Here is a 26,817-nt window from a genome sequence, read left to right as displayed (position 1 = left end):
AAACAATGAGCCGCCTAGAAGAAAAAACGATTAATACGGAAAAAATCTTCACTGGTAAAGTCATTAGTCTGCAAGTGGAAGATGTTGAGCTGCCGAATGGCAAAACATCGAAGCGGGAAATTATCAAACATCCCGGGGCAGTAGCTGTATTGGCAGTAACAGAAGATAATAAAATAGTGATGGTCGAACAATATAGGAAAGCGCTGGATAAGATTATTGCTGAAATCCCTGCCGGAAAGCTTGAAACAGGAGAAGAACCCAGAGTTTGTGCAGAAAGGGAACTGGAAGAAGAAACGGGGTACGGCTGCACGGAAATGGAATGGCTGATCTCATTCTACACTTCTCCTGGATTTGCCGATGAGCTGGTACATTTATATATAGCAAAGGGACTTATGAAAATAGAAAATGCCGCTTCGCCTGATGAAGATGAATTTGTGAATCTTATGGAAGTAACGCTTGATGAAGCAATATCCCTGCTGAAGCAGCAAAGAATTTATGATGCGAAAACAGCTTATGCTATCCAATATCTGCAGCTGCAAGAGGCGCTGAAAAAATAGCATGAAGCGCTTTTTTGCTGATCTCCATATCCATATTGGACGTACGTTTACGGGAAAGCCTGTTAAAATAACAGGCGCTAAATCCCTAACCTTCACAAATATCATCAGGCATGCCCGAAATGAAAAAGGGCTTGATATCATCGGAATTATTGATTGTCATTCTCCTGAAGTCATACTTGAAATCGAGGATTTGTCCCAAAAAGGCCTTATAACTGAGCATAGGTACGGGGGACTTCAATATGGAGATTTAACGATTATACCCGGGTCAGAACTTGAAATATATGATGAATCCTGTAAAGGCCCAATTCATGTTCTTTGCTTCTTTCCGACACTTTCAGCCATGAAGGTTTTCTCAGCCTGGCTATCGGGACATTTAAAGAACATAACGTTAAGCTCACAGAGAATTTATGCCTCAGGCAGAATGCTTCAGGAAAAAGTGAAGGAACTGGATGGGCTTTTTATTCCTGCCCATGTTTTTACCCCATTTAAAAGTTTATTCGGGAAAGGGGTAGAGCGGTCGCTGTCAGAGGTGTTTGATCCTGGCTTAATTGATGCAATAGAGCTGGGGCTCAGTGCAGATACTGGGATGGCTGACCAAATAGCTGAACTTCACAGATATACCTTTTTAACAAACTCAGATGCCCATTCACTAAAAAAGATCGCGAGAGAATATCAAATCCTTGAAATGGAGTCACCAGCATTTGCTGACCTGAAAAAGGCTTTGACTGGAAAAGAAAAAGGCAAAGTGAAAACCAATTTCGGGCTTGATCCGATGCTTGGAAAATACCATCAGACTGTTTGCACTGAATGTTTTGGCCACTTCGATGAAGCAAATGGTAAATGCAGAAATTGCGGTCACCACAAATTTATCAAAGGCGTGGCTGACAGGATCTCTGAACTAAAATCATCTGGAGAATTGCTTGTTGAACGGCCTCCTTATATTCATCAGGTACCGCTTGAATTCATTCCAGGGTTAGGCCCGAAAATGCTGGAGAAGATGTTGAATCATTTCGGCACTGAAATGGCCATTCTTCATGATGTTCCTTTATCAGAAATAAGCAAAGTAATACCTGAGAAAACAGCCAGGCTTATTGGGAAGGCGCGTGAAGGAACATTAAACTTAAAGGCAGGGGGCGGGGGAAAGTACGGCAAAATTATGGATTCCTAAAAAACATAGAGCTCATCAGGCTCTATGTTTTTTAGGTGCTTTAGCATAAATGCATGTATCCCTAAGCTCTGTTCCATCTGCGCTTAGACTGTCATTAATAAGTATTCCTTCAAGTGTGAACCCCAGCCTTTCGGGAATCCTTCTGCTATTTATGTTTCTCGGATCACATCTAATTTCCACTCTATTCGCTTGGAAATGCTCAAAGGCAAATTTCGTCAAACCTTCAGCAGCTTCAGTAATATATCCTTTTTTCTGAAACCTCGAATCTCCCCAATAGCCAATTTCGAATTTACGGACATCCCAATCTATACGATGCAGGCCAGTAGAGCCAATAAACGCATCGTCTTCTTTCCTATATATATGGATACGGAAATCTTCCCTAAGTATAAACTTGGCATAAGATTTGCGGATGCCAGCTTCAGTTTCATCCACTGATTGTTCATTCTGTGCAAAAGGAAGCCATTTTTTAAGTTCATCAGCTGAAGCTGATACGGCCTCATGCACTGTTTTTCCATCTCCGGGCAAGGCAGGTCTCAAATAAAGTCTTTCGGTTTCAATTCTCTCTGGAAACTCATTTAAAATCGGATCCATTTTCTTATTCCCTCCTGTGACAATTTAAATAATTTTGAAAATTATAGCGGAAATAACTGGAATATTCAAGACTTTTTTTCATTGGGGAATTATCCAATTCATTGTCATACAAATCTGGGACAGGCATACAATTTAATATCCAATCTGTTTGTTTTAGGAGGAAGAGCAATGAAGAAAAAAATGTACCAGAACGCTGCAGCAGCCCACTTTCGCGAACATTCCTCAATCTATTTATTTATTATTGTGCTATTCCTGATGGGTGTCATTTTTGGGGCTATCGTTGTAAATAGCTTAAGCTTTACACAAAAAGAAGATTTATTTTATTATCTGTCGCAGTTTTTTGGCCAAGTATCAGATGGACATGTTGCAGCAGCAGATGAATTATTCAAACAGAGCTTTTTTCATAATACAAAATTTATAGGACTGATGTGGATTTTGGGAATCTCCATAATTGGACTGCCTGTTATTCTAATACTTCTATTTATGAAAGGGATGGTGGTTGGCTTTACTGTTGGTTTTCTCGTTAACCAAATGGGGTTGGAAGGATTTTTGCTTTCCTTCGTATCTGTCCTTCCCCAGAATCTGATCATCATACCTATATTTATTCTCGCTGCAACTCTGGCTGTTTCTTTCTCTTTAAAAATGATAAGAAGACAATTTATGAAAAAAGCAGGTCAGCCCATGATGCCTCTTTTTGGAAGATATATGATTGCTTTTGCTGTAGCCATTCTGTTTTTAATTGCTGCAGCAGGAGTGGAGGCGTTTATCTCGCCTGTCTTAATGAAGTCTGTTGTCAACTCAATCCAATCCTAAATATATGAATCATTGCGAAAGGCAGAGCGGGCGGCTCTGCCTTTTGTTTGTACAGGAAAAGGGGTAGAAACAAAAAGATAGGGTACATATAAAGAGGTATAAGAATCTTTTGAAGTATATTATAATAATTATTATATAAAATTAATTTTTATCTGTTATTTATAATTATTTTATTTTGAATGTGATCTTATTTCTGTTATAATGAGAATGTTAGTGGCGAGGGAGGGACTTTCGGTATGGAAAGCAGAATTGAAAGAATAAAAAAACAGTTGCATTCATCCAGCTACAAACTAACACCACAGCGAGAGGCAACAGTTCGCGTCCTGTTAGAACACGAAGAGGATCATTTAAGTGCGGAAGATGTCTACCTCCTAGTAAAAGAGAAATCGCCTGAGATAGGCTTGGCAACTGTATATAGAACACTTGAATTGCTGACTGAACTAAAAATTGTCGATAAAATTAACTTTGGTGATGGAGTTTCCCGTTATGACCTGCGTCAGGAAGGGGCAGCCCATTTCCACCACCATTTAGTCTGTATTGAGTGCGGAGCTGTTGATGAAATTCAGGAAGATTTGCTTGAAGACGTAGAGGAAGTGGTTGAACGCCGCTGGAACTTTAAAATAAAGGATCACCGCCTTACGTTTCATGGCATCTGCTACCGCTGCCAGGATAAACAGACAGACAACGAAGCAGAAGGAAACTAATACTTATTGACAAAGCTTATTCTAACATTAGAATGGGCTTTTTATTTTGATTTAATTTTATATAGTTTGCTTTTTTCAGCGGAAAAACAATAATCTAGAATAGCCTGGCTATAAAGGAATGTGCCCTGAAGAAACGCCTATTATGCAGATTCAGGTATAATTCTTGTCCAAAATGGCATACCTTTTAATAATAGTAAGCTTCTAAATCTTTCTTTTTATTAAAAGTTATGGAGGACCAAACAATGAAATCCTGGCTGAGTATGGCTTTTCAGACCATTAAAGTATTTGTCATTTTTACTGGATGCACAATCCTTTTTTATTATGGTATTATGTGGTTAAACGAAGAATACCAGGATTATCACCGCTATGACGAACCACAGGGAGCGGCTGTTAAGGTGTCGGCGAGCGGAACGGATGAAGATGCGAGCTGGCTGGACCGGTTAATTCTTTTCTACTTAAATGGGGAGTAATGCAATCATATGGATGATCAATTAAGAGACTTTATTCATTATTTACTTGTAGAAAAAGGCCTCGCCAAAAATACAATTGTATCTTATGAAAGAGATTTGAAAAGTTATCTGAAATATCTCAAGTCTGAAGAGAAGATTTCAAGCCTTGAGAGTGTGCAGCGTATGCAGATTGTCCAATTTCTCGGTTTTTTAAAAAAACAGGGCAAATCCTCAAAAACTTTGGCCCGGCATATAGCCTCTTTAAGGGCCTTTCACCAATTTCTGCTCCGCGAAAAAGCAGTTGGCCATGACCCTTCTGTTCATATAGAAACACCGCAAATGGAACGTTCGCTTCCAAAAGTATTAAACATGCAGGAAGTGGAAACTTTATTGGATTTACCAGAGATAAAGGATCACTTTGGTTTGCGCGATAAAGCCATGCTTGAACTTTTATATGCTACAGGTATTCGCGTGAGTGAGCTGATAGGTCTGAACATAGGTGATGTGCATTTAACGATGGGCTTTGTAAGATGTTTAGGCAAAGGAAACAAGGAACGGATTGTGCCTATCGGCAAAACAGCCTCCGAAGCGCTTGAAATGTATTTAAATGAAGGAAGAGGAAAGTTTGCTTCAAAAAAGCATAAAGATGAAGCGTTATTTTTAAATCATCACGGCAAACGTCTTTCAAGACAGGGATTTTGGAAAATATTGAAGCGGCTGGCTCAGGAGGCAGGGATCGAGAAGGAACTTACTCCACATACGCTGAGACATTCATTTGCTACTCATCTCCTTGAAAATGGTGCTGATTTACGAGCAGTCCAGGAAATGCTTGGACATGCCGATATTTCAACCACGCAAATTTATACGCATGTAACCAAAACTCGTCTTAAAGATGTGTACAGCCAATATCATCCGCGTGCTTAAAGCATTAATTGTATAAGTAAATATAAATGTCATAAAGCTGCCATGAAAAATAGGCAGCTTTTTCTTGTCTTTTTACCTGTTTATTATGTAAAATATAGATGTCAGACTTCTGACGAATGAAAAGGCTATCTATATATTTATTTAAATGAAAGAATTTCTCTTTTTTACTGTTCAGCTCCTTCGCCTGCCTCCTTGAGGTGCATGGGCTGGGCAAGTCGTTCCGCTTTTCTTTCAGCAAGAGAATCAGTGTTAAATAAACCTAAAAAGGGTACTATACGAATATGATTTTTGTAACCGTATTCAAATAATTAGGAGGTTATCATATGTCTGCATATACATATAAGCGTGTTTTTTTAATCGTCATGGACTCAGTGGGAATTGGAGAAGCGCCAGATGCCGATAAGTTCGGTGATAAAGGTGCTGATACGCTCGGCCATATCGCAGAAAAAATGAATGGCCTGAAGATGCCGAATATGGGCAAACTTGGGCTTAGTAATATCAGTGAAATCAAAGGAATCGAAAAAGCAGAGAAGCCAATGGCATTTTACACAAAAATGCAGGAAGCTTCTAACGGAAAAGACACAATGACTGGACATTGGGAGATCATGGGCTTGAATATCCAGACTCCCTTTCGGGTATTTTCAGACGGGTTCCCGCCGGAATTGATTTCTGAACTTGAAGCCCGTACGGGGAGAAAAATAATCGGTAATAAACCGGCGAGCGGAACGGAAATTCTAGTTGAACTCGGGGAAGAGCATATGAAAACCGGCGCTTTGATTGTTTATACATCAGCAGATTCCGTACTGCAAATCGCGGCGCATGAAGATATAATACCAATCGAAGAACAGTATAAAATCTGTAAGATTGCACGCGAGCTGACGCTGGATGAAAAATATATGGTCGGCAGAGTGATTGCCAGACCATTCCTTGGAGAGCCGGGAAATTTCCAAAGAACATCCAATAGACATGATTATGCGTTAAAGCCATTTGACCGTACAGTAATGAACGAAATGGCTGACAGCGGCCTCGATGTATTGGCAATCGGCAAAATCTCCGACATTTTTGATGGTGAAGGGGTGACTGAAGCCATTCGCACAACTTCAAATATGGATGGAATGGATAAGCTGATTGAAACATTTGAAAAAGAGTTTACGGGCCTGAGCTTTTTGAATCTTGTTGACTTTGATGCATTGTTTGGGCATAGACGCGATCCAGAAGGCTATGGAAAAGCACTTGAAGAATTTGATGAGCGCCTGCCTGAAGTATTTGAAAAAATGCAGAACGGCGACCTATTAATGATTACTGCCGACCATGGGAATGACCCTGTACATCATGGTACAGATCATACACGTGAATATGTTCCTCTTCTTGTTTACTCAAAAGACATGAAGGAAGGGCAAGAGCTTCCAATTAGCGAAACTTTTGCAGATATTGGAGCAACGATCGCTGATAACTTTAATGTAAAGATGCCGGCTTTTGGCAAAAGCTTTTTAAATCAATTGAAATAACGCAATATAAAAACAGATGAGGAGAATGACGATGAATTATAGCAAAATTCAAAATGCGGCTGAGTTTCTTAAAAATAAATATACTGGGCAGCCAAAGATTGGGCTGATATTAGGGTCAGGACTCGGAGTACTGGCAGACGAAATTGAAGAACCGGTTAAAATCCCATATAACGAAATCCCTGATTTTCCTGTATCAACGGTAGAGGGCCATGCTGGACAGCTGGTTTTCGGACGTTTGAACGGCATTGAAGTGGTTGCTATGCAAGGCCGTTTTCATTATTACGAAGGATACTCATTTGATAAGGTAACCTTTCCTGTAAGAGTTATGAATGAAATGGGTGTTGAGAAGCTGATTGTTACAAATGCAGCAGGCGGAGTGAATGAAACCTATTCACCTGGAGATCTCATGCTTATTTCAGACCATATCAACAATATGGGCAGCAATCCGCTTATTGGTCCTAATGATTCCCGCATGGGTCCGCGTTTTCCGGATATGTCAGAAGCATATTCCAAAGAATTAAGAAAACTTGCAAAAGGAATTGCCGATAAGCTAAACCTGAAGATTCAGGAAGGAGTTTATGTCGGCAATACGGGGCCGACTTATGAAACTCCTGCAGAAATTCACATGCTGAGAACAATTGGCGGAGATGCAGTCGGCATGTCAACTGTTCCAGAAGTCATTGTGGCACAGCATTCAGGAATGAATGTGCTTGGAATCTCCTGTATTTCAAATATGGCTGCAGGTATCCTGGATCAGCCGCTAAACCACGAAGAAGTAATCGAAACAACTGAGAAAGTCAAAGCCGATTTCCTTCGTTATGTGAAAGCAATCGTTAAGGAACTTGGTGTATAAGATTTCTTAAGGCATGTTGATTCTGGAGGCTATGCGGCTAACTTAGTTTAATTACTGAGTTGATTGGAGCGGAGGGCACTTGACTCCTGCGGGTGGAGGCTCTCGTTCCTCCCCGCGGAAAGCAAGTGTCCGTAGCGGAAATCAACGGGCTGACTTATTGATCAAAAACAACAATCGATTAGATTAGAGCCATAAGAAAAGAATAAATGAAAGCAGTGGTGTTTGATTATGAGAATGGTGGATCTTATTGAAAAGAAAAGGGATGGACTTGAGTTAACAACTGAAGAAATTCAGTTTGTCATTAAAGGATATACAGACGGTTCAATCCCGGATTATCAGGTAAGTGCTTTAACAATGGCTATCTTTTTCCAGGGAATGACAGAGAACGAAAGAGCCGACTTGACTATGGCGATGGTAGAATCCGGTGATCAAATCGACTTATCAAAAATAGAAGGCATTAAAGTAGATAAACATTCAACTGGCGGTGTTGGCGATACAACAACACTGGTCCTGGGACCGCTTGTAGCGGCAGTGGGTGTTCCGGTTGCGAAGATGTCAGGGAGGGGACTCGGACATACAGGCGGAACCATCGACAAACTTGAGTCGGTAGAAGGTTTCCATGTAGAAATTGAAAATGATGAATTCATTAAGCTTGTTAATCAAAATAAGATTGCAGTAATTGGACAGAGCGGCAACTTAACACCAGCTGATAAAAAGTTGTATGCACTTCGCGATGTTACAGCTACAGTTGACAGCATTCCTCTAATTGCAAGTTCGATAATGAGCAAAAAAATCGCTGCAGGTGCTGACGCCATTGTCCTTGATGTTAAAACAGGCGCTGGCGCATTCATGAAGACGCTTGACGATTCCCGTGAATTAGCGAAAGCGATGGTTCGAATCGGAAATAATGTTGGCAGAAACACAATGGCAGTTATATCGGATATGAGCCAGCCGCTGGGTTATGCAATTGGAAATGCCCTTGAAGTAAAAGAAGCGATCGATACATTAAAAGGCGAAGGTCCTGAAGATCTGACAGAACTTTGCCTGACCTTGGGCAGCCATATGGTTTTCTTGGCGAAAAAAGCGGATTCATTGAAGGAAGCGCGTGAAAAGCTTGAGAATGTTATTAAAGATGGTTCCGCTTTAGAAACATTCAAAGTATTCTTAAGCTCTCAGGGCGGAGATGCTTCAGTTGTTGATGATCCGCAAAAATTGCCTCAGGCAAAATATACATTTGAATTAGAAGCTAAGCAGGATGGCTATGTATCTGAGATTATAGCAGATGAAATTGGAACAGCAGCCATGCTTTTGGGAGCAGGAAGAGCAACCAAGGAATCCGAAATCGATCTTGCTGTCGGCCTTATGTTAAGAAAGAAAATCGGGGACCAGGTACAAAAGGGTGAATCTCTTGTAACCATCTACAGCAACTTTGAAAATGTAGAAGAAGTAAGAAATATGCTTTATGAAAACATTACTATGTCGACTGAAAAAGTACCGGCTCCAATATTGATTCATGAGGAAATAACTGAATAATATAGCAGCAAAAAGCCGCCAGGACTTTATGTCTGGCGGCTTTTTGCTGTGGTGCTGTCTTCTCTTATTATTTTTAATCTGCCTTAACTGTATAAATTTTCTTTGAATGGAAAAAATGGAGGCTATAAAGAATGGAGGTATTGTGTGATGAAACGACTCGTCTCATTAATGTTAATAACATTATTAATGGCAACAATCTTTGTTCCTTCAGGATTTGCAAGAGAAAGCAGTGCAGATTTAGCGGATAATGTGAAATCCGCAATTCTTATCGAACGTGATACCGGTTCGATATTGTATGAAAAAAATAGCAGTGAACAGCTTCCGCCTGCGAGTATGACTAAAGTAATGACAATGCTTTTAATCATGGAAGCTATAGATGAAGGAAAGCTGTCATGGGATGAGAAAATCCGGACAAGTGAGTATGCAGCATCCATGGGCGGTTCGCAAATCTTCCTCGAGCCAGGTGAAGAAATGACCACAAAGCAAATGCTGCAGGGAATCGCAATTGGTTCCGGAAACGATGCGTCCGTTGCAATGGCTGAGAGAATTGCCGGTTCAGAAGAAGCTTTTGTTGAAATGATGAATAAAAAGGCAAAGGAATTAGGTCTTAAGAATACTAATTTCCAAAACCCCACAGGCCTTTCAGCTAAGGAACATTACAGTACTGCACATGATATGGCAATTATGGCGAAAGAGCTTCTTAAATATGAAAAAATAACTGCGTTTACAGGCACATATGAAGCTTATCTTCGTGAGGACACAGATAAAAAATTCTGGCTTGTCAATACAAACCGCCTTGTGCGTTTTTATCCAGGAGTTGATGGACTTAAAACAGGTTTTACTTCTGAAGCAAAATACTGTCTGACAGCAACAGCGGAGAAAGATGGCATGCGGGTGATAGCAGTTGTATTTGGCGCACCGACTTCGAAAGAACGCAATGCCCAGGTGACTAAAATGCTCGACTATGCATTCAGCCAATATAAGACACACCCAATGTATGAAAGAAATCACGTACTTGGCAAAATTGCAGTAAGTAAAGGGGAGAAGAAAATGGTTGAAGCCCTGACAAGCGAACCGATTTCCCTATTAACTAAAAAAGGTGAAAGCATTGAGGAAATTGAACAAAAAGTCACTTTAAATAATAATATTCAGGCACCTGTCCAAAAGGGCGATCAAATCGGAACATTAACCTTGAAAAAGGATGGAAAAGTTTTAGTTGAAAGCCCTCTGGTTGCTAAAGAAGATAGTAAGGAAGCATCATGGTGGACCTTGTTTAAGAGATCAATGGGATTATTTTCAAAAGCAGAATAAATACCATTCCATTTTTGTCGAAAAGAATATTAATGTTAATTATTTTTAGCGAAAATGCACTAGTTTTGTCTCCAGGAAGGAAATGAAACATCGGGCATCGAAATTGACTCACTATAAGGGCGGATACCGGAATTTTTTGAGGTTCCGGCTTATCCTATCCGCAGGAAAAGCATGAAGCATTAGCGGCTTTTTCAGTTCCGGATACCAGATAAGGAGGCTAAGGTAGTGAGTCTTAACATTAATTTGGAAGTGAAGAATGATGTCTTATGTATTCGTTTAAGCGGGGAGCTCGACCATCATTCTGCAGATGAGCTGCGTGAACAGGCAGCAAGGGCGATTGAAGATCATGGTATCAATCATATTATTTTGAACCTTGAGCAGCTTTCGTTTATGGATAGTTCAGGGTTGGGAGTTATTTTGGGCAGGTACAAACAAATCAAACAAAAGCATGGTGAAATGGTTGTTTGTGCGATTTCTCCAGCAGTGCAGAGACTATTTGATATGTCGGGTTTATTTAAGATTATCCGTTTAGAAACGACAGAAGAAAACGCACTGCAAAGATTGGGGGTTGCCTAGAATTATGAAAAATGTGATGAACCTCGAATTTAGCGCACTTAGCCAAAATGAATCATTCGCTCGTGTTACTGTTGCTGCCTTTATTGCCCAGCTTGATCCAACGATGGATGAACTGACAGAAATTAAAACTGTCGTTTCCGAAGCTGTAACCAACTCCATTATTCACGGCTATGAAAATGATCCTAATGGGATTGTCTATATTTCTGTCCTGATTGAAGATGGATTTATTGATTTGACCGTTAAGGATAAAGGCCATGGAATTATGGATGTGGAGGAGGCCAGACAGCCGTTATTTACAACAAAACCTGAACTGGAAAGATCAGGGATGGGCTTTACCATCATGGAAAATTTCATGGATGAAATCGAAATCAAATCGCAGCCGGGAATAGGCACAGAGATCCGATTAAGGAAGCATTTATCAAATAGTAAAATGCTATGCAATTAAGGGAGTCTTGCTATGGATGTGGAGGTTAAAGCAGAGAAGGGCCAAACCTATTTAAAGGACAATGAAGTCAAGGAGCTTATAAAGCAAAGCCAAAGCGGGGATCAGGGTGCAAGAGACAAAATTGTTCAAAAAAATATGCGTCTTGTCTGGTCTGTCGTCCAAAGATTCTTGAATAGAGGATATGAACCGGATGACCTCTTCCAAATTGGCTGTATCGGCTTGTTGAAATCTGTTGATAAATTTGATCTCAGTTATGATGTAAAGTTTTCAACCTATGCGGTTCCAATGATTATTGGAGAGATCCAAAGATTCATACGCGATGATGGAACGGTTAAGGTAAGCCGTTCATTGAAGGAAATGGGCAATAAAATCAGGAAGGCCAAAGATGAGCTATCAAAAACGCTTGGCCGCATCCCAACAGTTACAGAGCTTTCCGAGTTTCTGGAAATTTCTCCGGAAGATATTATCCTCGCCCAGGAAGCAAGCCGGATTCCTTCATCAATACATGAAACAGTGTATGAAAATGACGGGGATCCCATAACGCTGCTCGATCAGATAGATGATGGGAATGAAGGAAAATGGTTTGATAAGATAGCTCTAAAAGAAGCGATCCGCGAATTGGATGAGCGGGAAAGACTGATAGTCTATTTGCGCTACTATAAAGATCAGACCCAATCCGAAGTGGCAGCAAGGCTTGGTATTTCCCAGGTCCAGGTATCGCGTCTTGAAAAAAAGATACTCCAGCAAATGAAAGACCGAATGGATATTTAAATCCATCCGGTCTTTCTTTTTTTATTTTCAAAATAAATTGCATAAAGTATAAACACATAGATAACTGTCTAGATCCCCATATCTATTGTTTTTCTAAACAGCCAATTATTGGAGTTCATGAAGCTAATATATGTAACTCATACTAAATATAGACACAAAAGCGGAATCGCTCTAAATAGGCGTAACAAGTTGATGTAAAGGAAATCACTTTGTAGGAAGTGAGCGCTTTGGAAAAAACAGTTTATATTCGCTTGCGGCACCGTCTGCAAATACGGCCCAATCAGAGAATACTGCTAAAAGATATCGCACAGGTCATTGCCGATGAGGACATTTATGAAAAGCTTTGTGCACTTCCGCTTTATAAAGTAAGCGAGCATGACCGGAATATTGTGATAATTGACGTTATGAAAGTAATTCGCGCCATTACCCAATTATTTTCGAACCTGGAAGTCCAGTCGATCGGGCCGGCTCAAGCGATAGTTGAGGTGGTTACAAAAAAGCAAAAAGTATCATTCCCTCTTTTCCTGCTGGTTTGGCTGCTTCTGTTTATTGGTGCTGCCCTGGCTATTATGAATTTTCATGAAGACGTGAGTATGCAGGCTGTACAGCTTAGAATTTACACTCTCATAACTGGGGAAGTGGACAGCAAGCCCCTCATTTTTCAAATTCCCTATTCAATAGGCCTGGGGCTTGGCATGATCATATTCTTTAATCATGTTTTTAAGAAGCGGCTTAATGAAGAGCCTAGCCCATTGGAAGTAGAAATGTTCAATTATCAGCTGGATCTTGATAATTATGTTGCATTGAAAGAAAACAAGGAGAGTATGAAGCATCTTGATGACCATTAATGTTGTCCTGGTAATGATCATTGGATTTGCCGGGGGGCTCGCTGTTGGTTCAGGTTTTGTTGCCTTTTTGGCTGTTTTGGGCATCATCCCCAGGCTGACACAGCTGACCAAAACGATGAAGATGATCCATCATTATGAAGCTGCAGTTGTTATGGGTGCTTTGGCAGGTGCACTGGCAACTTTATGGAATCCGGTGATGCAGTTTACACCCTTGCTTTTGATACCTCTTGGGCTGGCTTCGGGAATATTTATTGGAATGCTGGCAGCAGCTTTAACTGAAGTTTTGAATGTATTTCCAATTCTTGCGAAAAGAATCGGAGTGGATGGGAAAATTGCGATTTTATTAATGGCATTTGTATTTGGAAAGGTGTTCGGATCACTGTTTCAATGGATTTATTTTGTAAATAAATAAGCAATCGGCTGGGCATATTTAAAGAAAAATGAGGATTCGGAAAGGAAAAACCGCTATGGATGAACGGAGGCACGTCATTCTTATAACAGATGGAGACGATTTTGCAAGGAAGACAGTTGAGCTTGTTGCTAAGGAAATTGGGGGAAGATGTTTATCCTTGTCGCATGGAAATCCTTCAATCTTAACCGGTCAGCAAATCGTCAAGCTGATAAAAAAAGTCTCCCATGATCCTGTGCTGGTCATGTTTGATGACAGCGGGTTTATCGGGGAGGGAGCTGGGGAGAATGCGCTGAAATATGTTGCGTGCCATAAGGATATCGATGTTCTGGGAATCATAGCTGTTGCCTCAAAAACAAGACAGGCCGAATGGACAAAGGTAGATGTATGTATTGATAATAATGGCGAATTAACCCCCTACGGAGTTGATAAATTTGGAGTTCCCGAGATGGAAACAGGCAGAATCAATGGTGATACCGTTTATTGTCTTGATCAGCTGGATGTCCCGATAATCGTGGGAATTGGCGATATCGGGAAGATGTCCAAAAAAGATCATTATGATGCAGGATCACCAATTACTAAAAAGGCAGTAGAACTTGTATTGGAAAGGAGCGGCTATTATGGCACAAAGCAAGACGAAGGAAGATAAGACACCCATTTTTGAATCTGTACATGAAATTGAAAAATATATGAAAAAAAGAGTCGGCCTGGGAGAAAGCTTCGATCTGGGTGTCAGAAAGCTAACGATATTAAGGAAAGATGTACATTTCTATTATATTAATGGGTTAACGGATACAAGTTTCATTATAGCCATCATTGAGGGACTGGTTGGGGTCAATGATAGTGAAAAACTTTCCTCTAACCTATTTAAAATCATTGAAAACAGGCTGAGGCATCAATCAATTGAGCACATTAAAACAATGGATGAGCTGGTCGATCAAGTGCTCTCAGGCCTAATTGTGGTTGTCGGCGAGGGAGAGGGAGAAGGGCTTGTCATCGATGTCAGAAGCTATCCCGGCAGAACCCCTCAGGAGCCGGATACTGAAAAAGTTGTCCGTGGATCAAGGGATGGCTATGTAGAAAATATTATAGTAAACACTGCCTTAACCCGCAGAAGAATTAGGGATGAAAGACTTCGGTTTGAGATCATGCGTGTAGGCGAAAGGTCTAAAACAGATGTTGCCATCGGCTTCATTAAAGATGTTGCAAATCAAGATTTAGTTGATTTAATTAGAAAAGAAATAAAGGCAATTGAAATAGATGGAATTACCATGGCTGATAAAACAGTTGAAGAATTTATATTGAAACAGGGGTACAATCCTTTCCCGCTGGTCCGGTATACGGAAAGGGCGGATGTGGCAGCAGCCCATTTGCTAGAGGGGCATGTTATCGTATTCGTTGATACTTCACCAAGTGTCATTATAACGCCTACTACTTATTTTCATCATTTACAGCATGCGGAAGAATACAGACAATCGCCAGCTGTCGGTACATTTGTCCGCTGGATTCGTTTCTTAGGCTTATTGGCATCGATTGTGCTGCTGCCGCTTTGGTTTTTGTTCGTTTTGGAGCCTTCACTCCTGCCTGAAAGAATTGCGTTTGTCGGTCCAAATGAAGAAACGAATGTTCCTGTCATTGTCCAGCTGTTTCTTGCCGATGTCGGGATTGAATTTCTAAGGATTGCCGCCATTCATACACCAACTCCGCTTTCAACCGCGATGGGATTAATAGCAGCAGTACTTATTGGTCAAATTGCTATTGATGTCGGTTTGTTTGTGCCAGAGGTCATCTTGTATGTAGCGCTCGCAGCTATTGGAACATTTGCAACACCAAGCTATGAATTGAGTATTGCCAATAAAATTGTAAGACTTGGCCTGCTTATTGCTGTTGCGATTTTCCATACACCAGGCTTGGTGGTAGGGCTTACACTGACCATTCTTCTTCTTGCAAGCATCAAATCATTAAACACACCATATCTTTGGCCTTTTATTCCATTCAGTCCGGTGGCTTTAACCCAAATCCTGATTCGCCGGTCCATGCCCGGTTCAAAGATCAGGCCGAGCATCGTCCAGACTAAAAATCGTTATAAACAGCCTGTTAAATAAGAAATACGCGTAAAGCCGATTGCGGAAATACACGAAATATGGTAAAGTTTTTTTAATTAAATAAAGGATTAAAGGAAACAGAATAGACAGTCTCTTACGCAGCTGTCTATTTCTTTCATACTGATTAATCTCGGGGGCAGGGGCACCTGGCCTGGCTCCTGCGGAAAAAGGAAGAGGGGGAACCATGTTTTTTCACGGCACAATGAAGGTAAATGAAAAAGGGCATCTTGAAATTGGCGGTATGGACACAGTCGATCTTGCCGGTCAATTTGGAACACCTTTATATGTATATGATGTGGCATTAATAAGAGAAAGGGCAAGGGGATTTAAGCAGACTTTTGATAAGCTTGGAATAAAAGCACAAGTGGCATATGCTAGCAAAGCTTTTTCTACCGTGGCGATGGTTCAGCTTGTTGATCAAGAAGGTCTTTCTTTGGATGTAGTTTCAGGGGGTGAGTTATACACAGCTCTTGCAGCAGATTTTCCATCTGAAAGAATTCATTTTCACGGGAACAATAAAAGCAGAGAAGAATTGGAAATGGCTCTTAAAAATCATGTCGGCTGTATTGTTGTCGATAATTTTCATGAGCTGGAATTATTAGAAGAGCTTTGTGAATCACTTGCAGCCAGGACAAAAATTTTACTGAGGGTTACACCTGGAATTGAAGCACATACCCACGATTATATCTTGACTGGCCAGGAAGATTCAAAATTTGGGTTTGACCTTCAGAATGGACAGGCGGAAACGGCTTTACTTAAAGCGCTTAATTCAAGCTGGATCGAAACGCTTGGACTTCATTGCCATATTGGTTCTCAGATTTTCGATACAACAGGGTTCATTTTGGCTGCCAAGAAAATTTTTGAAAAGATGGCAGAATGGAAAGAAAAGCATGCTTATGAACCTAAAGTGCTTAACTTAGGCGGAGGTTTTGGAATCCGCTATACAGAAGATGATGATCCGATTCACGCATCTCAATATGTTGAAGAAATCATTGGGGAAGTTAAGAAACAGGCTGAACACTATTCAATGAAGATGCCGGAAATTTGGATTGAGCCGGGCCGGTCACTTGTGGGAGATGCAGGGACAACTTTATACCAAACGGGATCACGAAAAGAGGTTCCAAATGTAAGAAATTATCTGGCTGTGGACGGCGGCATGAGTGACAATATCAGGCCGGCTCTTTATCAGGCTAAGTATGAAGCAGTATTGGCAAACCGGGTATTGGATAAACCGGAAGAGACGGTATCAATTGCAGGTAAATGCTGTGAATCAGGCGATATGCTTATTTGGGATTTGCCGCTTCCAAAAGCAGGGGATCAAGACCTCCTGGCCGTTTTCTGTACCGGCGCATATGGTTATTCCATGGCAAACAACTATAACCGAATCCCAAGGCCGCCTGTAGTTTTTATTGAAAATGGAGAGGCTAAGCTGGTTGTTAAAAGAGAAACATACGAGGACATTTTAAGATTAGATCTGCCGATAAATGAAAAAATAAAAAATTAAGCTGCCCGCCAAGGCAGCTTAATTTTTTAAGAAAAGATGGCTTTAACAGCGTCTATTACACTCACAAAAAAACGCTTTAAACTTTCTAAAAACCCTTGGCCTTCCTCACTTTCAAGATATTTGGAAATTTTGTCTTTAGCCTGGTTAAGCTGCTCGCCGACCTGATTCCAGTCTATATCAAGCTCTTTCAGCTTATTGAATAAATCTATTAAGCTTAAAGTCTCCTGTTCAGTCAGAGTGATGCCAAGTTCTTTTGCGGCATTTTCAATAATGGTTCTTAGTTCTGCATCGGTTTCAGGTGAGTTTTTGGCAATTTCCTCTTTAATTTTGGCAATCAAAGCAGCAGCATTCTCGTTTCCGACCGAATCGCCAAGCTTTGCTGTTTCAACCATTTCTTCATTGGCTGCCTGTTTGACATCTTCAGGAATTGTTTTTTCGGCTGAGATTTCATATGCCTTGATGATGCCTGTTAAGGCAGCTGTTCCGGAAACATTCGCAGGAGCTGTTATATAGATTTTCGCATCTTTTACACCTGCAGTAATCAAAGCATTAATATACATTTCATCAGTAACCCAGTTGATATTCTTTGTTTCAACTTCAAGTCCGGAGCCTTGTTTTGCTATTGTGACGGCTGAAGAAGATATCGCTCTGGTGCCTATTAAAGCTTTAGAGATATAATTGCCAAGATATTTATGTTCTTCTTCATTTGAAACAGTAATGATTGTCGCATCTTTCGGAGCTTTCATTTCAGCAAGAAGCATATTTTTTTGTTCTTCTGAAAGATTCTCTCCTAGAGTGACAATTACATCACCTTCTGCCATATCGGCAAATGCCTGTATCGGCATAATAAATAATAGTGAAATCATGAACAGCGCAAGTATTTTATTCCATTTCATGCGGTTTCCTCCCGGTGTAAAATTAGGTAAGCCTTGTAGGATAAGTCTGCCTTATTCATACCGGCTTCCTGTAAATAGACGATTCTTATGCGAAAAAGTTTCAATTCTTCTATAAATGAAACATTAGCTCAAAATGCCTATTTCAGCAAGCAGAATGGAATTATCAGAAAGAATAGTGTAAAATGAATGATAGTTTGTAAGTCTCAGGATTTATATATAAATGGGGGCAGTAAGGAATCATGAAAAAAAGCAATTGGCTTCTTTTTATTTTATTGCTTGTGTTAAGCATCGGATGGGGACTGGTTTACTGGTTTTTTATAGTTTAGAGCCCACTTATATCAGAAAATGCGTTAAGGCAATGAATAAGCCGGTTTTTATTCGAAAATAGCAACATTCAGCTTGAATACATATACTGTTATGGTAAGTTTACAAATATTAAAAAATGGGAAAAATGGTTTATGATGTTTTTATTCAAATAATGAGGGATTAATATGCTAATTCGATATAAAAAATCATTTGAAAAAATTGCAATGGGTCTTTTATCTTTCATGCCTAATGAAAAAGACTTGAAAAGGCTGCAGCAGACGATGAAGCAATATGAATCAGAAGAAAATTGGCAGCTGTTTTTGTGGAAGGAAGGCGAAGACATCATTGGGCTGGTCGGTGTTACATCAAGTGATCAGACCATGGAGATTCAGCATATCTCTGTTAACCCGTCACACCGGCATCAAGGGATAGGAAAAACAATGATAAAAGCATTGGATGAACTTTATCCTGGCAAAACGTTAACTGCAACTGATGAAACGGAATCTTTTCTGAACAAATGTGATGTTAATTAAGAAAAGAGGAAGCGCCTTGCCACCCCCGACAATCTTTTGATCTCGAGAGGTCAGGAGACGGAGCTGGTCACTTATTGAGGTTCAAAATAATACAATATCATACATTGAAAAAGGCAGCGAATAATCATTATTCCTGCCTTTTTTTCTGATTCAGGGCATCAAGTCTCTCTTTAATGACCATGGTTCTATCTCTTCTTTTATGACGGTGAACAATTTCTTTATCCAGCAGAATGCTGTCAGAGCACCAGGCAATTCCCTTGGAGGAGCAAATATTCATGCATTTTTCCTTAAGCAAGTTGTCTGTAATTGGCAAATTAACGCTCGTGTACTTCCCGCCTTTTTGTATCAGGTCGAGCCTTTCCTTAAGGTCTTTCATCAAATGATCTGCATTAAGTCCCAGTGCCGTCAAATCTGCAGGGCTGCACTCCAATATGCCGATTCCTTTGCGGAGAGTGCGTTCGGCACCATTAAAATTTTCTCTGCGATGATGATAAAAAGAAACTGCCATGAGAATTAATCCGACCCATGTAGAACTCTTATTGTTTCGATCCGTATTCTTCCAGTATTCCTCCAGTATTTCGTGACATTCAAAATAATCACGGTCACCATGAAAATGGACCATGAATTCGATATATTCATCAGGATACATACTTTCACTCCTTGACAATTCTTTCTTTATTTTAACATAGGGAAACGGTTATCAGAAAAATAAAAACCCGGCGATAAGACCGGGCTTTTACAGGGGATGCATTTGAACACTTATATTTGGGCGCTGCTGGCTGGTCTCTGAGATGCCATCTTTTTTCAGGACCAGCAAGCAAAGAGCCTTATTTGCTGTATTAAACGCAACAATTTAGAAGCAACAGGAAGCTCCTACAATAATTAATAGGATGAACAGCACAACAATTAAAGCAAACCCTTTTCCGCAATCTCCAAATCCAGCATTAGACATATAAAATACCTCCTGTGTCTTTATTTCTATACATCGTATGTAGTCAATTGCCTGAATGATTGGGCGCATCAAAAAGTTCGAAATTGAATTTGCGGGCATAACGGGCATCAGGGTTATTTTTCTATTGGATAACACTAATGAATAATCTATACTAGATATAGTATTTTGGCGTTTAAGGGAAATTTATATTAGGAAAATTTGGTGGGTATTTATGCAATATGATCATTATAATGTAAAAATAGATGCGTTCGAAGGGCCGCTGGATCTTCTTCTACATCTTATCAATCGGCTTGAAATCGATATCTATGACATTCCTGTATCAGAAATCACCGAGCAATACCTCATTTATATACATACAATGAAGGAGCTTCAGCTTGACGTAGCAAGCGAATATCTTGTAATGGCAGCTACATTGCTGGCAATTAAAAGCAAAATGCTGCTGCCCAAGCATGATGAGGAAGAGCTGGAAGATGAATTTGGAATGGAAATGGAAGAAGATCCAAGGGATGAACTTGTAGAGCGGCTGATTGAATACCGTAAATATAAGGAAGCTGCAGAAGAGCTTAAGGAGCGGGAACAGGATAGAAGTTTAATGTACACAAAGCCGCCTGCAGACCTTTCGGAATATGTAAATGATTCACAGCAGGAAAAAGCTGATTTGAATGTAAGTCTTTATGATATGCTTGGCGCTCTGCAAAAGTTATTAAGAAGGAAGAAACTGCAAAGGCCGCTTTCTGCGAAGGTTGCCCGCCAGGAGATTCCCATAGAGAAGCGGATGTCTGAAATTGTGGACCAGTTAAGGAATTTTAAGGGCAGGAAAAAATTTACCGACCTTTTTCCAATATCAGACAGAGAACATATAGTGGTAACTTTCTTGGCGGTACTTGAGTTAATCAAGCGTAAAGAAATACTGGTCGAGCAGGACAAAAACTTCTCGGATATCTTTGTAGCTTCCATGGAAGGAGAAAAATAAGATGGAGTTTATTAATTGGAAGGGAATTGCTGAAAGCCTTCTGTTTGCTGCTGGTGATGAAGGATTATCCCTAAAGCAAATTGCCCATGTTCTGGAGGTGGAAGAACTTCAGGCCCGTGAAATCATGGACAGCCTTATTGAAGACTATAGCAATAGCAGCCGCGGAATTATGGCGGTTGAACTGGCGGGGACTATTCAGCTTGTTACGAAAAAAGAGTTTTCTCCATATTTAAAAAAGCTGGTAGAATCTCCATCTTCCGCCTCCTTATCTCAGGCGGCACTCGAGACACTTGCAATCATCGCATACAGACAGCCTATTACAAGGACAGAGGTTGAAGAGATAAGAGGAGTCAAGACAGAGAGGCCTCTTCAGACATTATCCGCAAAAGCACTGATTAAAGAAGTTGGACGGGCAGAAGGAACAGGGAGAGCCTACCTGTATGGAACGACTAAAGAGTTTCTTGATTATTTTGGCCTTAAAAGCATAGAAGAGCTTCCGCCGCTGCCGGATAAGATTAGTGAAGAAGAGGATTCATTCCAGGAAGAAGCAGATTTATTCTTTGAGAAATTCCAGGAGCTAGATTCTTGAGTTTTCTGACACATTACAAAGGATGTGTGGTAAAATAGATTTATATTTTTCCTATACATATTAACTTAAAACCATCGGGGGAAATAGGAGGGTTTTGCTTGCTGATTAAACATTGCAGGGGATACGAGCTTGAAAAAGAAAAGCCGAACACTTCGGAGGACTTTTTTAACAGAAGCGAGATTGTGTTCGAAGAAGATGGGCAGGAGAAAACTTTTCATGTTTTATATGTCCGTTTCTTTGATGAATCCATGAATGAGTTCACACCCTATGAACAGAATCCAGTCTTCATTGCTGGTACGAGAGAGGTGCAGTTCAAGGATCTTGTTGCTCTTTCATGTTTATTAAAGAACCCGGGTTTTAGGCATCGCAAACGAATTTATCTAAACTCAAAGGCTGATTTTGCATCCTATTTTCAGGATCTGGACTTTTCCAGGCTTCCCTCCATTTTTGAAGCGCTGGAGAATAAAAAATCCTTTGACCTGCGATCACCTTTAGATTTTATTGTTCAACCGCAGTAATAGCCAGTGTATAAATACGGGGGTGTAATGGATGGGGAATTCAATCGTTAAATCACAAATGGAAGATGTGAAAAATTTCCTCGGTAATAGCGTTGCCGCTTTTGAAGATTTCTTAAATAATACAACGATTAAAGATCTTGAAACAGAAAAACAGGGAAATGTGAATTATTATAAAAGCATTCTTTCACATGTCAGAAAACTGCTGGTTTATTGTGAAGAAGGGCTTGATACCTGCAAGATCATTTTAAAAAGCGAACCCTTCCAAAAGGGGGCTGCCGAAAAGACATTATATAGGATTTACCATCAATGCATTGAAGAGTTTTTCTCTCCGAAAAATGATGCCTGGTTTGAGAATAGCCGTTCAGCATATACTGGAAAAAACTCAATCCAATTCCATGAGGAAGTTCCCGACAGCTTAAAAACAATGTTCAGGCAGCTGGAAGGAGAATTCCAAAGGATTCGGGAGGAACTTGAATATTACGAAACTGATTACCGGACAAAAATGATTCAATCAAAATAGGAATGTTGAAGAACAGCTGGAAGCTGTTCTTTTTTTTGTGTGAAGAATTCCTGGTTCTTTGGAAAACGTACAAACTTCCACTCATACAAATAGAAAGTGAGCTATAAAAAGAAGTGAGTGAGGGATTGTATGAGTAAAATGGAAGATTACATCAGGGAAGTTACAAAATGGAACAAAGAGCTAAGAGAGTTTTTAGACTCGGAGGATGTTGAACAAAACAGTGAACTGTGGCAAAGGCTGGATCATTTTACCGGAATTATGGATGGAATAAGCGGCCCCCTCGATATAGAAGCCCTGGAAAAGCTGCAGGAACAAGTGGATGCTCTACATTCCGATATGGAGAATTACTTTTCTAATAGACAGCAGCTTGGAAATATCTATATTAATGAACCGTACATTTCTGCGGGTAAGCATATTTTGCCTCCGCTCCCTTATGATTACAATGCGCTTGAGCCGCATATTTCAGGCGAAATTATGAGGCTGCATCATGATAAGCATCATCAATCATATGTGGATGGATTGAACAAAGCAGAGGTGATGCTTCAAAATGCCAGGGACAATAATGATTACAGTCTGGTAAAACACTGGTCCCGTGAACTTGCCTTTCATGGATCTGGCCATTATTTGCATACGATATTCTGGAATAATATGAGCCCTGAGGGCGGAGGAAAACCTTCTGGGGCACTCCTGAAAGAAATCAACAAATACTTTGGGAGCTTTGAAAGGTTCAAAAGCCATTTCTCTGAAGCAGCCAAACAGGTAGAAGGCGTAGGCTGGGCAATCCTGGTCTGGTCGCCAAGAGCGCGCAGACTTGAAATACTTCAGTCGGAAAGACATATGCTTTTAACCCAGTGGGATACGATCCCATTGCTGGTTTTAGATGTATGGGAACATGCTTATTATCTGCAATATAAAAATAATCGCGGAGATTATGTGAAAAATTGGTGGAATGTTGTCAACTGGAAGGATGTGGAGGACAGGTATTTAAAAGCATCTGAGTTAAAATGGAAGCCGTACTAAATAGGAGCAGAAATAAGTAAGAGGGGGAGTACCAAGAGTATTCCCCTTATTTTTGATGGACAGGCCACCTCCAAAGCTTCCAGACAAGACAAACTTAATAGTCATATCACTACTTGTCCTGCATAAACTTGTACAAATAAATGAAAAACATGGAACTCCTCCCTGGCGGGGAGATCATGTATTTCGCTCAATTTGACATCCATAAAGGAGACGGGGTTTTGTGCAATGAAAAGGTTTAGCAGGCTGCTGGCCATGGTTTTGGTCACCGCGTTGATGATGATGTATATTCCTCAGGAGACAGAAGCTTCTGTTTCAGTAAGTGCCCGGAGCGCAATATTAATGGAGCAGGATTCTGGCCGTATCCTTTACCAGAAAGATGCAAATGAAGTGAGGAGAATAGCAAGCATTACAAAAATCATGACAGCAATTCTGGCTATAGAGTCCGGGAAAATGGATGACTTGGTTAAAGTTAGTGACCGTGCTGTCAGAGCGGAAGGCTCCTCGATTTATCTAAAGGCAGGCGAAAAAATAAAGCTTGAAGATCTGGTCTATGGACTCATGCTTCGTTCAGGCAATGACTCTGCTGTTGCAATCGCAGAGCATGTTGGCGGAAGCCTTGAAGGATTTGGCTTTTTAATGAATAAGAAAGCTGAAGAGATTGGCATGAAAAACACACATTTCGCAAACCCCCATGGTCTGGATGATCATGAAGACCATTATTCGACAGCGTATGATATGGCATTGCTAACCAGGTATGCAATGAATAATGAGATCTACCAAAAAATTGCTGGAACAAAGGTGCATAGAGCGCCAAATCCAAATGAAAGCTGGGACAGGGTTTGGAAAAATAAAAATAGGCTTCTGACTGAATTATATGAGTATTGCACCGGAGGAAAAACAGGCTATACAAAGAGGGCGAAGAGAACTTTAGTAACAACAGCATCCAAAGGAAGTTTAAATCTGATAGCAGTAACATTAAACGGACCCGATGACTGGAATGATCATATTAATATGTATGAGACAGCTTTTAAAACCTATGACATGGTGGAAGTCTTGCCGAAGGGAGTTATAGAGGATATTGATGAAGATTATTATAAAGGCAAAGTTTATTTAAAGCATTCCTACAACTACCCTGTTTCAAAGGAGGAAAAAGGCAAGTTTAAAATTGATATAAAGCTGCAGAAACCTGAATCAGAGTGGGAAGACAGCCGGACTATGCCTGAAGTCATCGGTCATGCAACAGTGTATTTTGAAGATCAGCCTGTTAAAAAGCTCTCTTTATATTATAAGCATGATCCAGCAAAAGAAGATAAATCGCTATTAGATTACTTTAAGGGGCTTTTTACCTCCATTGCGGGAGTGAAAACAAATGGTTAATATCATTTGGGTGATGCTTACCGCTATAGGCATAGTTTTCGCTATGATAAATGGCACCATGAATGAAGTGAACGAAGCCATTTTCAATGGTGCAAAAGAAGCGGTCACGTTATGCATCGGCCTAATTAGCATTCTTGTTTTTTGGCTGGGAATGATGAGAATAGCAGAGGACGCTGGATTGCTGAAAAAGCTTGCTTCGTTATTCCGGCCAATTGTGAAAAAGCTATTTCCAGAGGTGCCCGGAGATCACCCTGCGATGGGATATATGCTTTCAAATATGATGGCCAATATGTTCGGTCTTGGAAACGCAGCTACCCCGCTCGGCATAAAAGCTATGGAAGAGCTGAAACAATTGAATGGAGGCAAAAATGAAGCGAGCCGCTCTATGATTACCTTTTTGGCCATCAACACTTCAAGTCTTACTTTAATTCCTACAACCGTGATTGCAATACGGATGAATTATAATTCCGCCTCGCCAACCGATATTGTAGGTCCCACTTTAGTGGCTACATTCTGCTCAACATTGGCCGCAATAATGATAGATCGTTATTTCTATTACCGAAGAACGCGTAAAGGATGAGGTTAGGATGGAGATTGTGTCAGCTGTTTCCCTTTGGTTAATTCCTATTTTAATAGGCTTTATATTAATATATGGAACATTTAAGAAAGTTCCTACTTATGAAAGCTTTACTGAAGGCGGAAAAGAAGGCATAAAAATTGCTGTATCCATCATTCCGTTTCTTGTCGGCATGCTTGTAGCCATCTCGGTCTTCAGGGCTTCCGGCGCTCTGGAGTATTTTATGGATCTGATCAGGCCCGGACTTGATGCAATTGGAGTACCTCCTGATATCGTACCCCTTGCTATCATCCGTCCGATCTCTGGGACTGCAGCTCTGGGAATGACCAGTGACCTAATCGCTGTCCATGGTCCCGACTCGTTCATAGGCAGACTTGCCTCCGTGCTTCAGGGCAGTACAGATACAACTTTTTATGTATTGACGGTCTACTTTGGAGCGGTAGGAATCAAAAAAATGGGAGATGCCCTCAAAGTCGGACTCTTAGCCGATTTGGCAGGCATCATTGCATCCATTGTGATCGTAACACTTGTTTTTGGCAGTATGTAACATTAAAATACATTTTCCTGCACAAAAGATACCTGAATTGGGGTATCTTTTTTATTTTACTTCCAAATTCCAACTTTCAGTAAATATAGACTCTTTTTAATGTAAGCTGTTTTGACTATGGTTTGCTTTGAAAACTTGACGAATTATGTCATAATTCAGTAGGAGTGAAAAAGTATGAAATACTGTAAATAAAACTTTGAGGTGACATATATGGAAAGATTGCAGAAGGTTATTGCCCATGCCGGGTTTGCTTCGCGAAGAAAAGCGGAAGAGCTAATGGCTGAAGGCCGTGTAAAAGTTAATGGAAAAACTGTGAAGGAACTGGGTGTTAAAGTATCTCCTTCAGATCGGATTGAAGTGGATGGGATTCCAGTTGAGAGAGAGGAGCCCGTTTATTTCCTTCTCTATAAGCCAAGAGGCGTAATTTCTGCCGTTTCCGATGATAAAGGCAGAAAAGTCGTCACGGATTTTTTTGAAGGCATCAAACAAAGAATTTACCCAGTTGGCAGACTGGATTACGATACATCCGGAATTCTCATTCTTACCAATGATGGGGAGTTTGCAAATCTTTTAATGCACCCAAGCAATGAGATTGAAAAAGTCTACGTTGCCAAGGTAAAAGGCATCCCTTCAAAAGAAAGCATGAGAAGCCTTCAAAGAGGTGTGGTACTCGAAGATGGAAAAACAGCACCTGCTAAAACCAAACTTTTATCAATGGATAAGAAAAAACAGACAGCAATTGTGGAAATCAGCATTCATGAAGGACGTAACCGCCAGGTTAGGAGGATGTTTGAAGCCATTGGCCACCCCGTTCTGAAACTGAAGAGGGAGAGATATGGCTATCTCAATTTGCAGGGTTTATCAGCGGGAGATGCGAGAGAACTTACGGCCCATGAAGTTAAGCAGCTGCGGGCACTTGCTATGACGAAGAAATAGTTAG

General features: G+C 40.5%; 32 protein-coding genes. 28 read left to right on the top strand and 4 right to left on the bottom strand.

Going from position 1 to position 26,817, the window contains the following annotated elements; all coding sequences use genetic code 11:
• Window positions 1–5: 5 nt before the first annotated feature.
• Complete coding sequence (locus JI665_RS07620; RefSeq protein WP_206838357.1) at window positions 6–557, top strand: NUDIX hydrolase; 552 nt, start codon at window positions 6–8, stop codon at window positions 555–557.
• Between the two features lies 1 nt (window position 558).
• Window positions 559–1,725 (top strand): endonuclease Q family protein, encoded by a 1,167-nt coding sequence (locus tag JI665_RS07615; protein WP_206838355.1) that lies wholly within the window; start codon window positions 559–561, stop codon window positions 1,723–1,725.
• Window positions 1,726–1,740: 15 nt separating this feature from the next.
• On the opposite strand, the gene JI665_RS07610 is transcribed toward JI665_RS07615, so the two are convergent.
• Window positions 1,741–2,316 (bottom strand): GNAT family N-acetyltransferase, encoded by a 576-nt coding sequence (locus tag JI665_RS07610; protein ID WP_206838354.1) that lies wholly within the window; start codon window positions 2,314–2,316, stop codon window positions 1,741–1,743.
• 168 nt (window positions 2,317–2,484) lie between these two features.
• Here JI665_RS07610 and spoIIM point away from each other — a divergent pair, with 168 nt between their 5' ends.
• The 16 genes from spoIIM (at window position 2,485) to lysA (ending at window position 17,069) form a co-directional block, all read left to right on the top strand.
• A complete protein-coding gene (gene spoIIM, locus JI665_RS07605; RefSeq protein WP_206838352.1) occupies window positions 2,485–3,129 on the top strand; it encodes a stage II sporulation protein M in 645 nt (214 codons plus the stop codon).
• A gap of 236 nt (window positions 3,130–3,365) precedes the next feature.
• Complete coding sequence (locus tag JI665_RS07600; protein ID WP_206838350.1) at window positions 3,366–3,833, top strand: Fur family transcriptional regulator; 468 nt, start codon at window positions 3,366–3,368, stop codon at window positions 3,831–3,833.
• Between the two features lie 242 nt (window positions 3,834–4,075).
• On the top strand, window positions 4,076–4,303 hold the full coding sequence (locus JI665_RS07595; protein WP_206838347.1) for a YqzK family protein: 228 nt from the start codon (window positions 4,076–4,078) through the stop codon (window positions 4,301–4,303).
• A gap of 9 nt (window positions 4,304–4,312) precedes the next feature.
• Window positions 4,313–5,206 (top strand): site-specific tyrosine recombinase XerD, encoded by an 894-nt coding sequence (xerD, locus tag JI665_RS07590; RefSeq protein WP_206838345.1) that lies wholly within the window; start codon window positions 4,313–4,315, stop codon window positions 5,204–5,206.
• A gap of 323 nt (window positions 5,207–5,529) precedes the next feature.
• The gene (gene deoB, locus JI665_RS07585) at window positions 5,530–6,714 is read left to right on the top strand and encodes a phosphopentomutase (protein WP_206838343.1); all 1,185 of its coding nucleotides are present in this window, start codon (window positions 5,530–5,532) and stop codon (window positions 6,712–6,714) included.
• A gap of 31 nt (window positions 6,715–6,745) precedes the next feature.
• The gene (locus JI665_RS07580) at window positions 6,746–7,567 is read left to right on the top strand and encodes a purine-nucleoside phosphorylase (protein ID WP_206838342.1); all 822 of its coding nucleotides are present in this window, start codon (window positions 6,746–6,748) and stop codon (window positions 7,565–7,567) included.
• A 228-nt stretch (window positions 7,568–7,795) separates the two neighbouring features.
• The gene (locus tag JI665_RS07575) at window positions 7,796–9,100 is read left to right on the top strand and encodes a pyrimidine-nucleoside phosphorylase (RefSeq protein ID WP_206838340.1); all 1,305 of its coding nucleotides are present in this window, start codon (window positions 7,796–7,798) and stop codon (window positions 9,098–9,100) included.
• Window positions 9,101–9,247: 147 nt separating this feature from the next.
• Window positions 9,248–10,411, top strand: a complete 1,164-nt coding sequence (locus tag JI665_RS07570) for a D-alanyl-D-alanine carboxypeptidase family protein (protein ID WP_206838337.1) — start codon at window positions 9,248–9,250, stop codon at window positions 10,409–10,411.
• 225 nt (window positions 10,412–10,636) lie between these two features.
• Window positions 10,637–10,987, top strand: coding sequence for an anti-sigma F factor antagonist (spoIIAA, locus tag JI665_RS07565; RefSeq protein WP_206838334.1), 351 nt, complete (start codon window positions 10,637–10,639; stop codon window positions 10,985–10,987).
• 4 nt (window positions 10,988–10,991) lie between these two features.
• On the top strand, window positions 10,992–11,432 hold the full coding sequence (gene spoIIAB / locus JI665_RS07560) for an anti-sigma F factor (protein ID WP_206838332.1): 441 nt from the start codon (window positions 10,992–10,994) through the stop codon (window positions 11,430–11,432).
• A 12-nt stretch (window positions 11,433–11,444) separates the two neighbouring features.
• Complete coding sequence (gene sigF, locus JI665_RS07555; protein WP_009332823.1) at window positions 11,445–12,203, top strand: RNA polymerase sporulation sigma factor SigF; 759 nt, start codon at window positions 11,445–11,447, stop codon at window positions 12,201–12,203.
• Between the two features lie 227 nt (window positions 12,204–12,430).
• Window positions 12,431–13,051 carry a stage V sporulation protein AA gene (locus JI665_RS07550; protein ID WP_206838330.1) on the top strand — a complete coding sequence of 207 codons (621 nt, stop codon included), beginning with the start codon at window positions 12,431–12,433 and terminating at the stop codon, window positions 13,049–13,051.
• On the top strand, window positions 13,041–13,463 hold the full coding sequence (locus tag JI665_RS07545; protein WP_206839292.1) for a stage V sporulation protein AB: 423 nt from the start codon (window positions 13,041–13,043) through the stop codon (window positions 13,461–13,463). The genes JI665_RS07550 and JI665_RS07545 overlap by 11 nt, the downstream gene beginning before the upstream one ends.
• A gap of 55 nt (window positions 13,464–13,518) precedes the next feature.
• A complete protein-coding gene (locus tag JI665_RS07540; protein WP_206838329.1) occupies window positions 13,519–14,109 on the top strand; it encodes a stage V sporulation protein AE in 591 nt (196 codons plus the stop codon).
• Window positions 14,081–15,565: a spore germination protein gene (locus tag JI665_RS07535; protein WP_206838327.1), complete on the top strand. Its 1,485-nt coding sequence runs from the start codon at window positions 14,081–14,083 to the stop codon at window positions 15,563–15,565. The genes JI665_RS07540 and JI665_RS07535 overlap by 29 nt, the downstream gene beginning before the upstream one ends.
• 184 nt (window positions 15,566–15,749) lie before the next feature.
• Complete coding sequence (gene lysA, locus JI665_RS07530) at window positions 15,750–17,069, top strand: diaminopimelate decarboxylase (protein WP_206838326.1); 1,320 nt, start codon at window positions 15,750–15,752, stop codon at window positions 17,067–17,069.
• 26 nt (window positions 17,070–17,095) lie between these two features.
• Here the strand turns inward: lysA and JI665_RS07525 are convergent, their stop codons facing one another.
• The gene (locus JI665_RS07525) at window positions 17,096–17,965 is read right to left on the bottom strand and encodes a DUF1002 domain-containing protein (protein ID WP_206838324.1); all 870 of its coding nucleotides are present in this window, start codon (window positions 17,963–17,965) and stop codon (window positions 17,096–17,098) included.
• Between the two features lie 491 nt (window positions 17,966–18,456).
• On the opposite strand from JI665_RS07525, the gene JI665_RS07520 reads away from it, so the two are divergent.
• Complete coding sequence (locus JI665_RS07520; RefSeq protein ID WP_206838322.1) at window positions 18,457–18,804, top strand: GNAT family N-acetyltransferase; 348 nt, start codon at window positions 18,457–18,459, stop codon at window positions 18,802–18,804.
• A gap of 127 nt (window positions 18,805–18,931) precedes the next feature.
• On the opposite strand, the gene JI665_RS07515 is transcribed toward JI665_RS07520, so the two are convergent.
• Window positions 18,932–19,453 carry a DUF309 domain-containing protein gene (locus JI665_RS07515; protein WP_206838321.1) on the bottom strand — a complete coding sequence of 174 codons (522 nt, stop codon included), beginning with the start codon at window positions 19,451–19,453 and terminating at the stop codon, window positions 18,932–18,934.
• A gap of 204 nt (window positions 19,454–19,657) precedes the next feature.
• Entirely contained in the window at window positions 19,658–19,756 is a 99-nt protein-coding gene (locus JI665_RS07510) for a YjcZ family sporulation protein (protein WP_206838319.1), read from the bottom strand.
• A gap of 211 nt (window positions 19,757–19,967) precedes the next feature.
• On the opposite strand from JI665_RS07510, the gene JI665_RS07505 reads away from it, so the two are divergent.
• From JI665_RS07505 to rluB, 9 genes are all read left to right on the top strand, one after another.
• Entirely contained in the window at window positions 19,968–20,729 is a 762-nt protein-coding gene (locus JI665_RS07505) for a segregation/condensation protein A (protein ID WP_206838315.1), read from the top strand.
• A gap of 1 nt (window position 20,730) precedes the next feature.
• The gene (gene scpB / locus JI665_RS07500; protein WP_206838313.1) at window positions 20,731–21,318 is read left to right on the top strand and encodes an SMC-Scp complex subunit ScpB; all 588 of its coding nucleotides are present in this window, start codon (window positions 20,731–20,733) and stop codon (window positions 21,316–21,318) included.
• Between the two features lie 98 nt (window positions 21,319–21,416).
• Window positions 21,417–21,836, top strand: coding sequence for a hypothetical protein (locus JI665_RS07495; protein WP_206838311.1), 420 nt, complete (start codon window positions 21,417–21,419; stop codon window positions 21,834–21,836).
• 31 nt (window positions 21,837–21,867) lie between these two features.
• Window positions 21,868–22,356 carry a YpuI family protein gene (locus JI665_RS07490; RefSeq protein ID WP_206838308.1) on the top strand — a complete coding sequence of 163 codons (489 nt, stop codon included), beginning with the start codon at window positions 21,868–21,870 and terminating at the stop codon, window positions 22,354–22,356.
• Between the two features lie 129 nt (window positions 22,357–22,485).
• Window positions 22,486–23,376: a superoxide dismutase gene (locus JI665_RS07485; protein ID WP_206838305.1), complete on the top strand. Its 891-nt coding sequence runs from the start codon at window positions 22,486–22,488 to the stop codon at window positions 23,374–23,376.
• A 225-nt stretch (window positions 23,377–23,601) separates the two neighbouring features.
• Complete coding sequence (locus JI665_RS07480; RefSeq protein ID WP_206838302.1) at window positions 23,602–24,753, top strand: D-alanyl-D-alanine carboxypeptidase family protein; 1,152 nt, start codon at window positions 23,602–23,604, stop codon at window positions 24,751–24,753.
• Window positions 24,746–25,333, top strand: a complete 588-nt coding sequence (locus JI665_RS07475; protein ID WP_206838300.1) for a nucleoside recognition domain-containing protein — start codon at window positions 24,746–24,748, stop codon at window positions 25,331–25,333. Before JI665_RS07480 ends, JI665_RS07475 begins: the two co-directional genes overlap by 8 nt.
• Window positions 25,334–25,340: 7 nt before the next feature.
• Window positions 25,341–25,877, top strand: a complete 537-nt coding sequence (locus tag JI665_RS07470; protein WP_206838298.1) for a spore maturation protein — start codon at window positions 25,341–25,343, stop codon at window positions 25,875–25,877.
• Window positions 25,878–26,087: 210 nt separating this feature from the next.
• On the top strand, window positions 26,088–26,813 hold the full coding sequence (gene rluB / locus JI665_RS07465; protein WP_206838296.1) for a 23S rRNA pseudouridine(2605) synthase RluB: 726 nt from the start codon (window positions 26,088–26,090) through the stop codon (window positions 26,811–26,813).
• Window positions 26,814–26,817: the final 4 nt, after the last annotated feature.

The organism is Bacillus sp. NTK034, from assembly GCF_017303275.1.
Taxonomy (GTDB): domain Bacteria; phylum Bacillota; class Bacilli; order Bacillales; family Cytobacillaceae; genus Cytobacillus.
Note: the sequence above shows the minus strand (reverse complement) of the source record. Positions and strands in the feature narration are given on the sequence as shown.

What these genes read in the sequence shown, in the direction of transcription:
- JI665_RS07570 (WP_206838337.1), top strand. Translation starts at nt 9,248, where the DNA reads ATGAAACGACTCGTCTCATTAATGTTAATAACATTATTAATGGCAACA.
- xerD (WP_206838345.1), top strand. Translation starts at nt 4,313, where the DNA reads ATGGATGATCAATTAAGAGACTTTATTCATTATTTACTTGTAGAAAAA.
- JI665_RS07515 (WP_206838321.1), bottom strand. Translation starts at nt 19,453, where the DNA reads ATGTATCCTGATGAATATATCGAATTCATGGTCCATTTTCATGGTGAC.
- JI665_RS07595 (WP_206838347.1), top strand. Translation starts at nt 4,076, where the DNA reads ATGAAATCCTGGCTGAGTATGGCTTTTCAGACCATTAAAGTATTTGTC.
- lysA (WP_206838326.1), top strand. Translation starts at nt 15,750, where the DNA reads ATGTTTTTTCACGGCACAATGAAGGTAAATGAAAAAGGGCATCTTGAA.
- JI665_RS07600 (WP_206838350.1), top strand. Translation starts at nt 3,366, where the DNA reads ATGGAAAGCAGAATTGAAAGAATAAAAAAACAGTTGCATTCATCCAGC.
- JI665_RS07525 (WP_206838324.1), bottom strand. Translation starts at nt 17,965, where the DNA reads ATGAAATGGAATAAAATACTTGCGCTGTTCATGATTTCACTATTATTT.
- JI665_RS07580 (WP_206838342.1), top strand. Translation starts at nt 6,746, where the DNA reads ATGAATTATAGCAAAATTCAAAATGCGGCTGAGTTTCTTAAAAATAAA.
- deoB (WP_206838343.1), top strand. Translation starts at nt 5,530, where the DNA reads ATGTCTGCATATACATATAAGCGTGTTTTTTTAATCGTCATGGACTCA.
- scpB (WP_206838313.1), top strand. Translation starts at nt 20,731, where the DNA reads ATGGAGTTTATTAATTGGAAGGGAATTGCTGAAAGCCTTCTGTTTGCT.
- JI665_RS07610 (WP_206838354.1), bottom strand. Translation starts at nt 2,316, where the DNA reads ATGGATCCGATTTTAAATGAGTTTCCAGAGAGAATTGAAACCGAAAGA.
- JI665_RS07615 (WP_206838355.1), top strand. Translation starts at nt 559, where the DNA reads ATGAAGCGCTTTTTTGCTGATCTCCATATCCATATTGGACGTACGTTT.
- spoIIAB (WP_206838332.1), top strand. Translation starts at nt 10,992, where the DNA reads ATGAAAAATGTGATGAACCTCGAATTTAGCGCACTTAGCCAAAATGAA.
- JI665_RS07505 (WP_206838315.1), top strand. Translation starts at nt 19,968, where the DNA reads ATGCAATATGATCATTATAATGTAAAAATAGATGCGTTCGAAGGGCCG.
- spoIIM (WP_206838352.1), top strand. Translation starts at nt 2,485, where the DNA reads ATGAAGAAAAAAATGTACCAGAACGCTGCAGCAGCCCACTTTCGCGAA.
- JI665_RS07620 (WP_206838357.1), top strand. Translation starts at nt 6, where the DNA reads ATGAGCCGCCTAGAAGAAAAAACGATTAATACGGAAAAAATCTTCACT.
- JI665_RS07475 (WP_206838300.1), top strand. Translation starts at nt 24,746, where the DNA reads ATGGTTAATATCATTTGGGTGATGCTTACCGCTATAGGCATAGTTTTC.
- rluB (WP_206838296.1), top strand. Translation starts at nt 26,088, where the DNA reads ATGGAAAGATTGCAGAAGGTTATTGCCCATGCCGGGTTTGCTTCGCGA.
- JI665_RS07545 (WP_206839292.1), top strand. Translation starts at nt 13,041, where the DNA reads ATGACCATTAATGTTGTCCTGGTAATGATCATTGGATTTGCCGGGGGG.
- JI665_RS07485 (WP_206838305.1), top strand. Translation starts at nt 22,486, where the DNA reads ATGAGTAAAATGGAAGATTACATCAGGGAAGTTACAAAATGGAACAAA.
- JI665_RS07575 (WP_206838340.1), top strand. Translation starts at nt 7,796, where the DNA reads ATGAGAATGGTGGATCTTATTGAAAAGAAAAGGGATGGACTTGAGTTA.
- JI665_RS07520 (WP_206838322.1), top strand. Translation starts at nt 18,457, where the DNA reads ATGCTAATTCGATATAAAAAATCATTTGAAAAAATTGCAATGGGTCTT.
- JI665_RS07535 (WP_206838327.1), top strand. Translation starts at nt 14,081, where the DNA reads ATGGCACAAAGCAAGACGAAGGAAGATAAGACACCCATTTTTGAATCT.
- sigF (WP_009332823.1), top strand. Translation starts at nt 11,445, where the DNA reads ATGGATGTGGAGGTTAAAGCAGAGAAGGGCCAAACCTATTTAAAGGAC.
- JI665_RS07490 (WP_206838308.1), top strand. Translation starts at nt 21,868, where the DNA reads ATGGGGAATTCAATCGTTAAATCACAAATGGAAGATGTGAAAAATTTC.
- JI665_RS07470 (WP_206838298.1), top strand. Translation starts at nt 25,341, where the DNA reads ATGGAGATTGTGTCAGCTGTTTCCCTTTGGTTAATTCCTATTTTAATA.
- JI665_RS07540 (WP_206838329.1), top strand. Translation starts at nt 13,519, where the DNA reads ATGGATGAACGGAGGCACGTCATTCTTATAACAGATGGAGACGATTTT.
- JI665_RS07480 (WP_206838302.1), top strand. Translation starts at nt 23,602, where the DNA reads ATGAAAAGGTTTAGCAGGCTGCTGGCCATGGTTTTGGTCACCGCGTTG.
- JI665_RS07510 (WP_206838319.1), bottom strand. Translation starts at nt 19,756, where the DNA reads ATGTCTAATGCTGGATTTGGAGATTGCGGAAAAGGGTTTGCTTTAATT.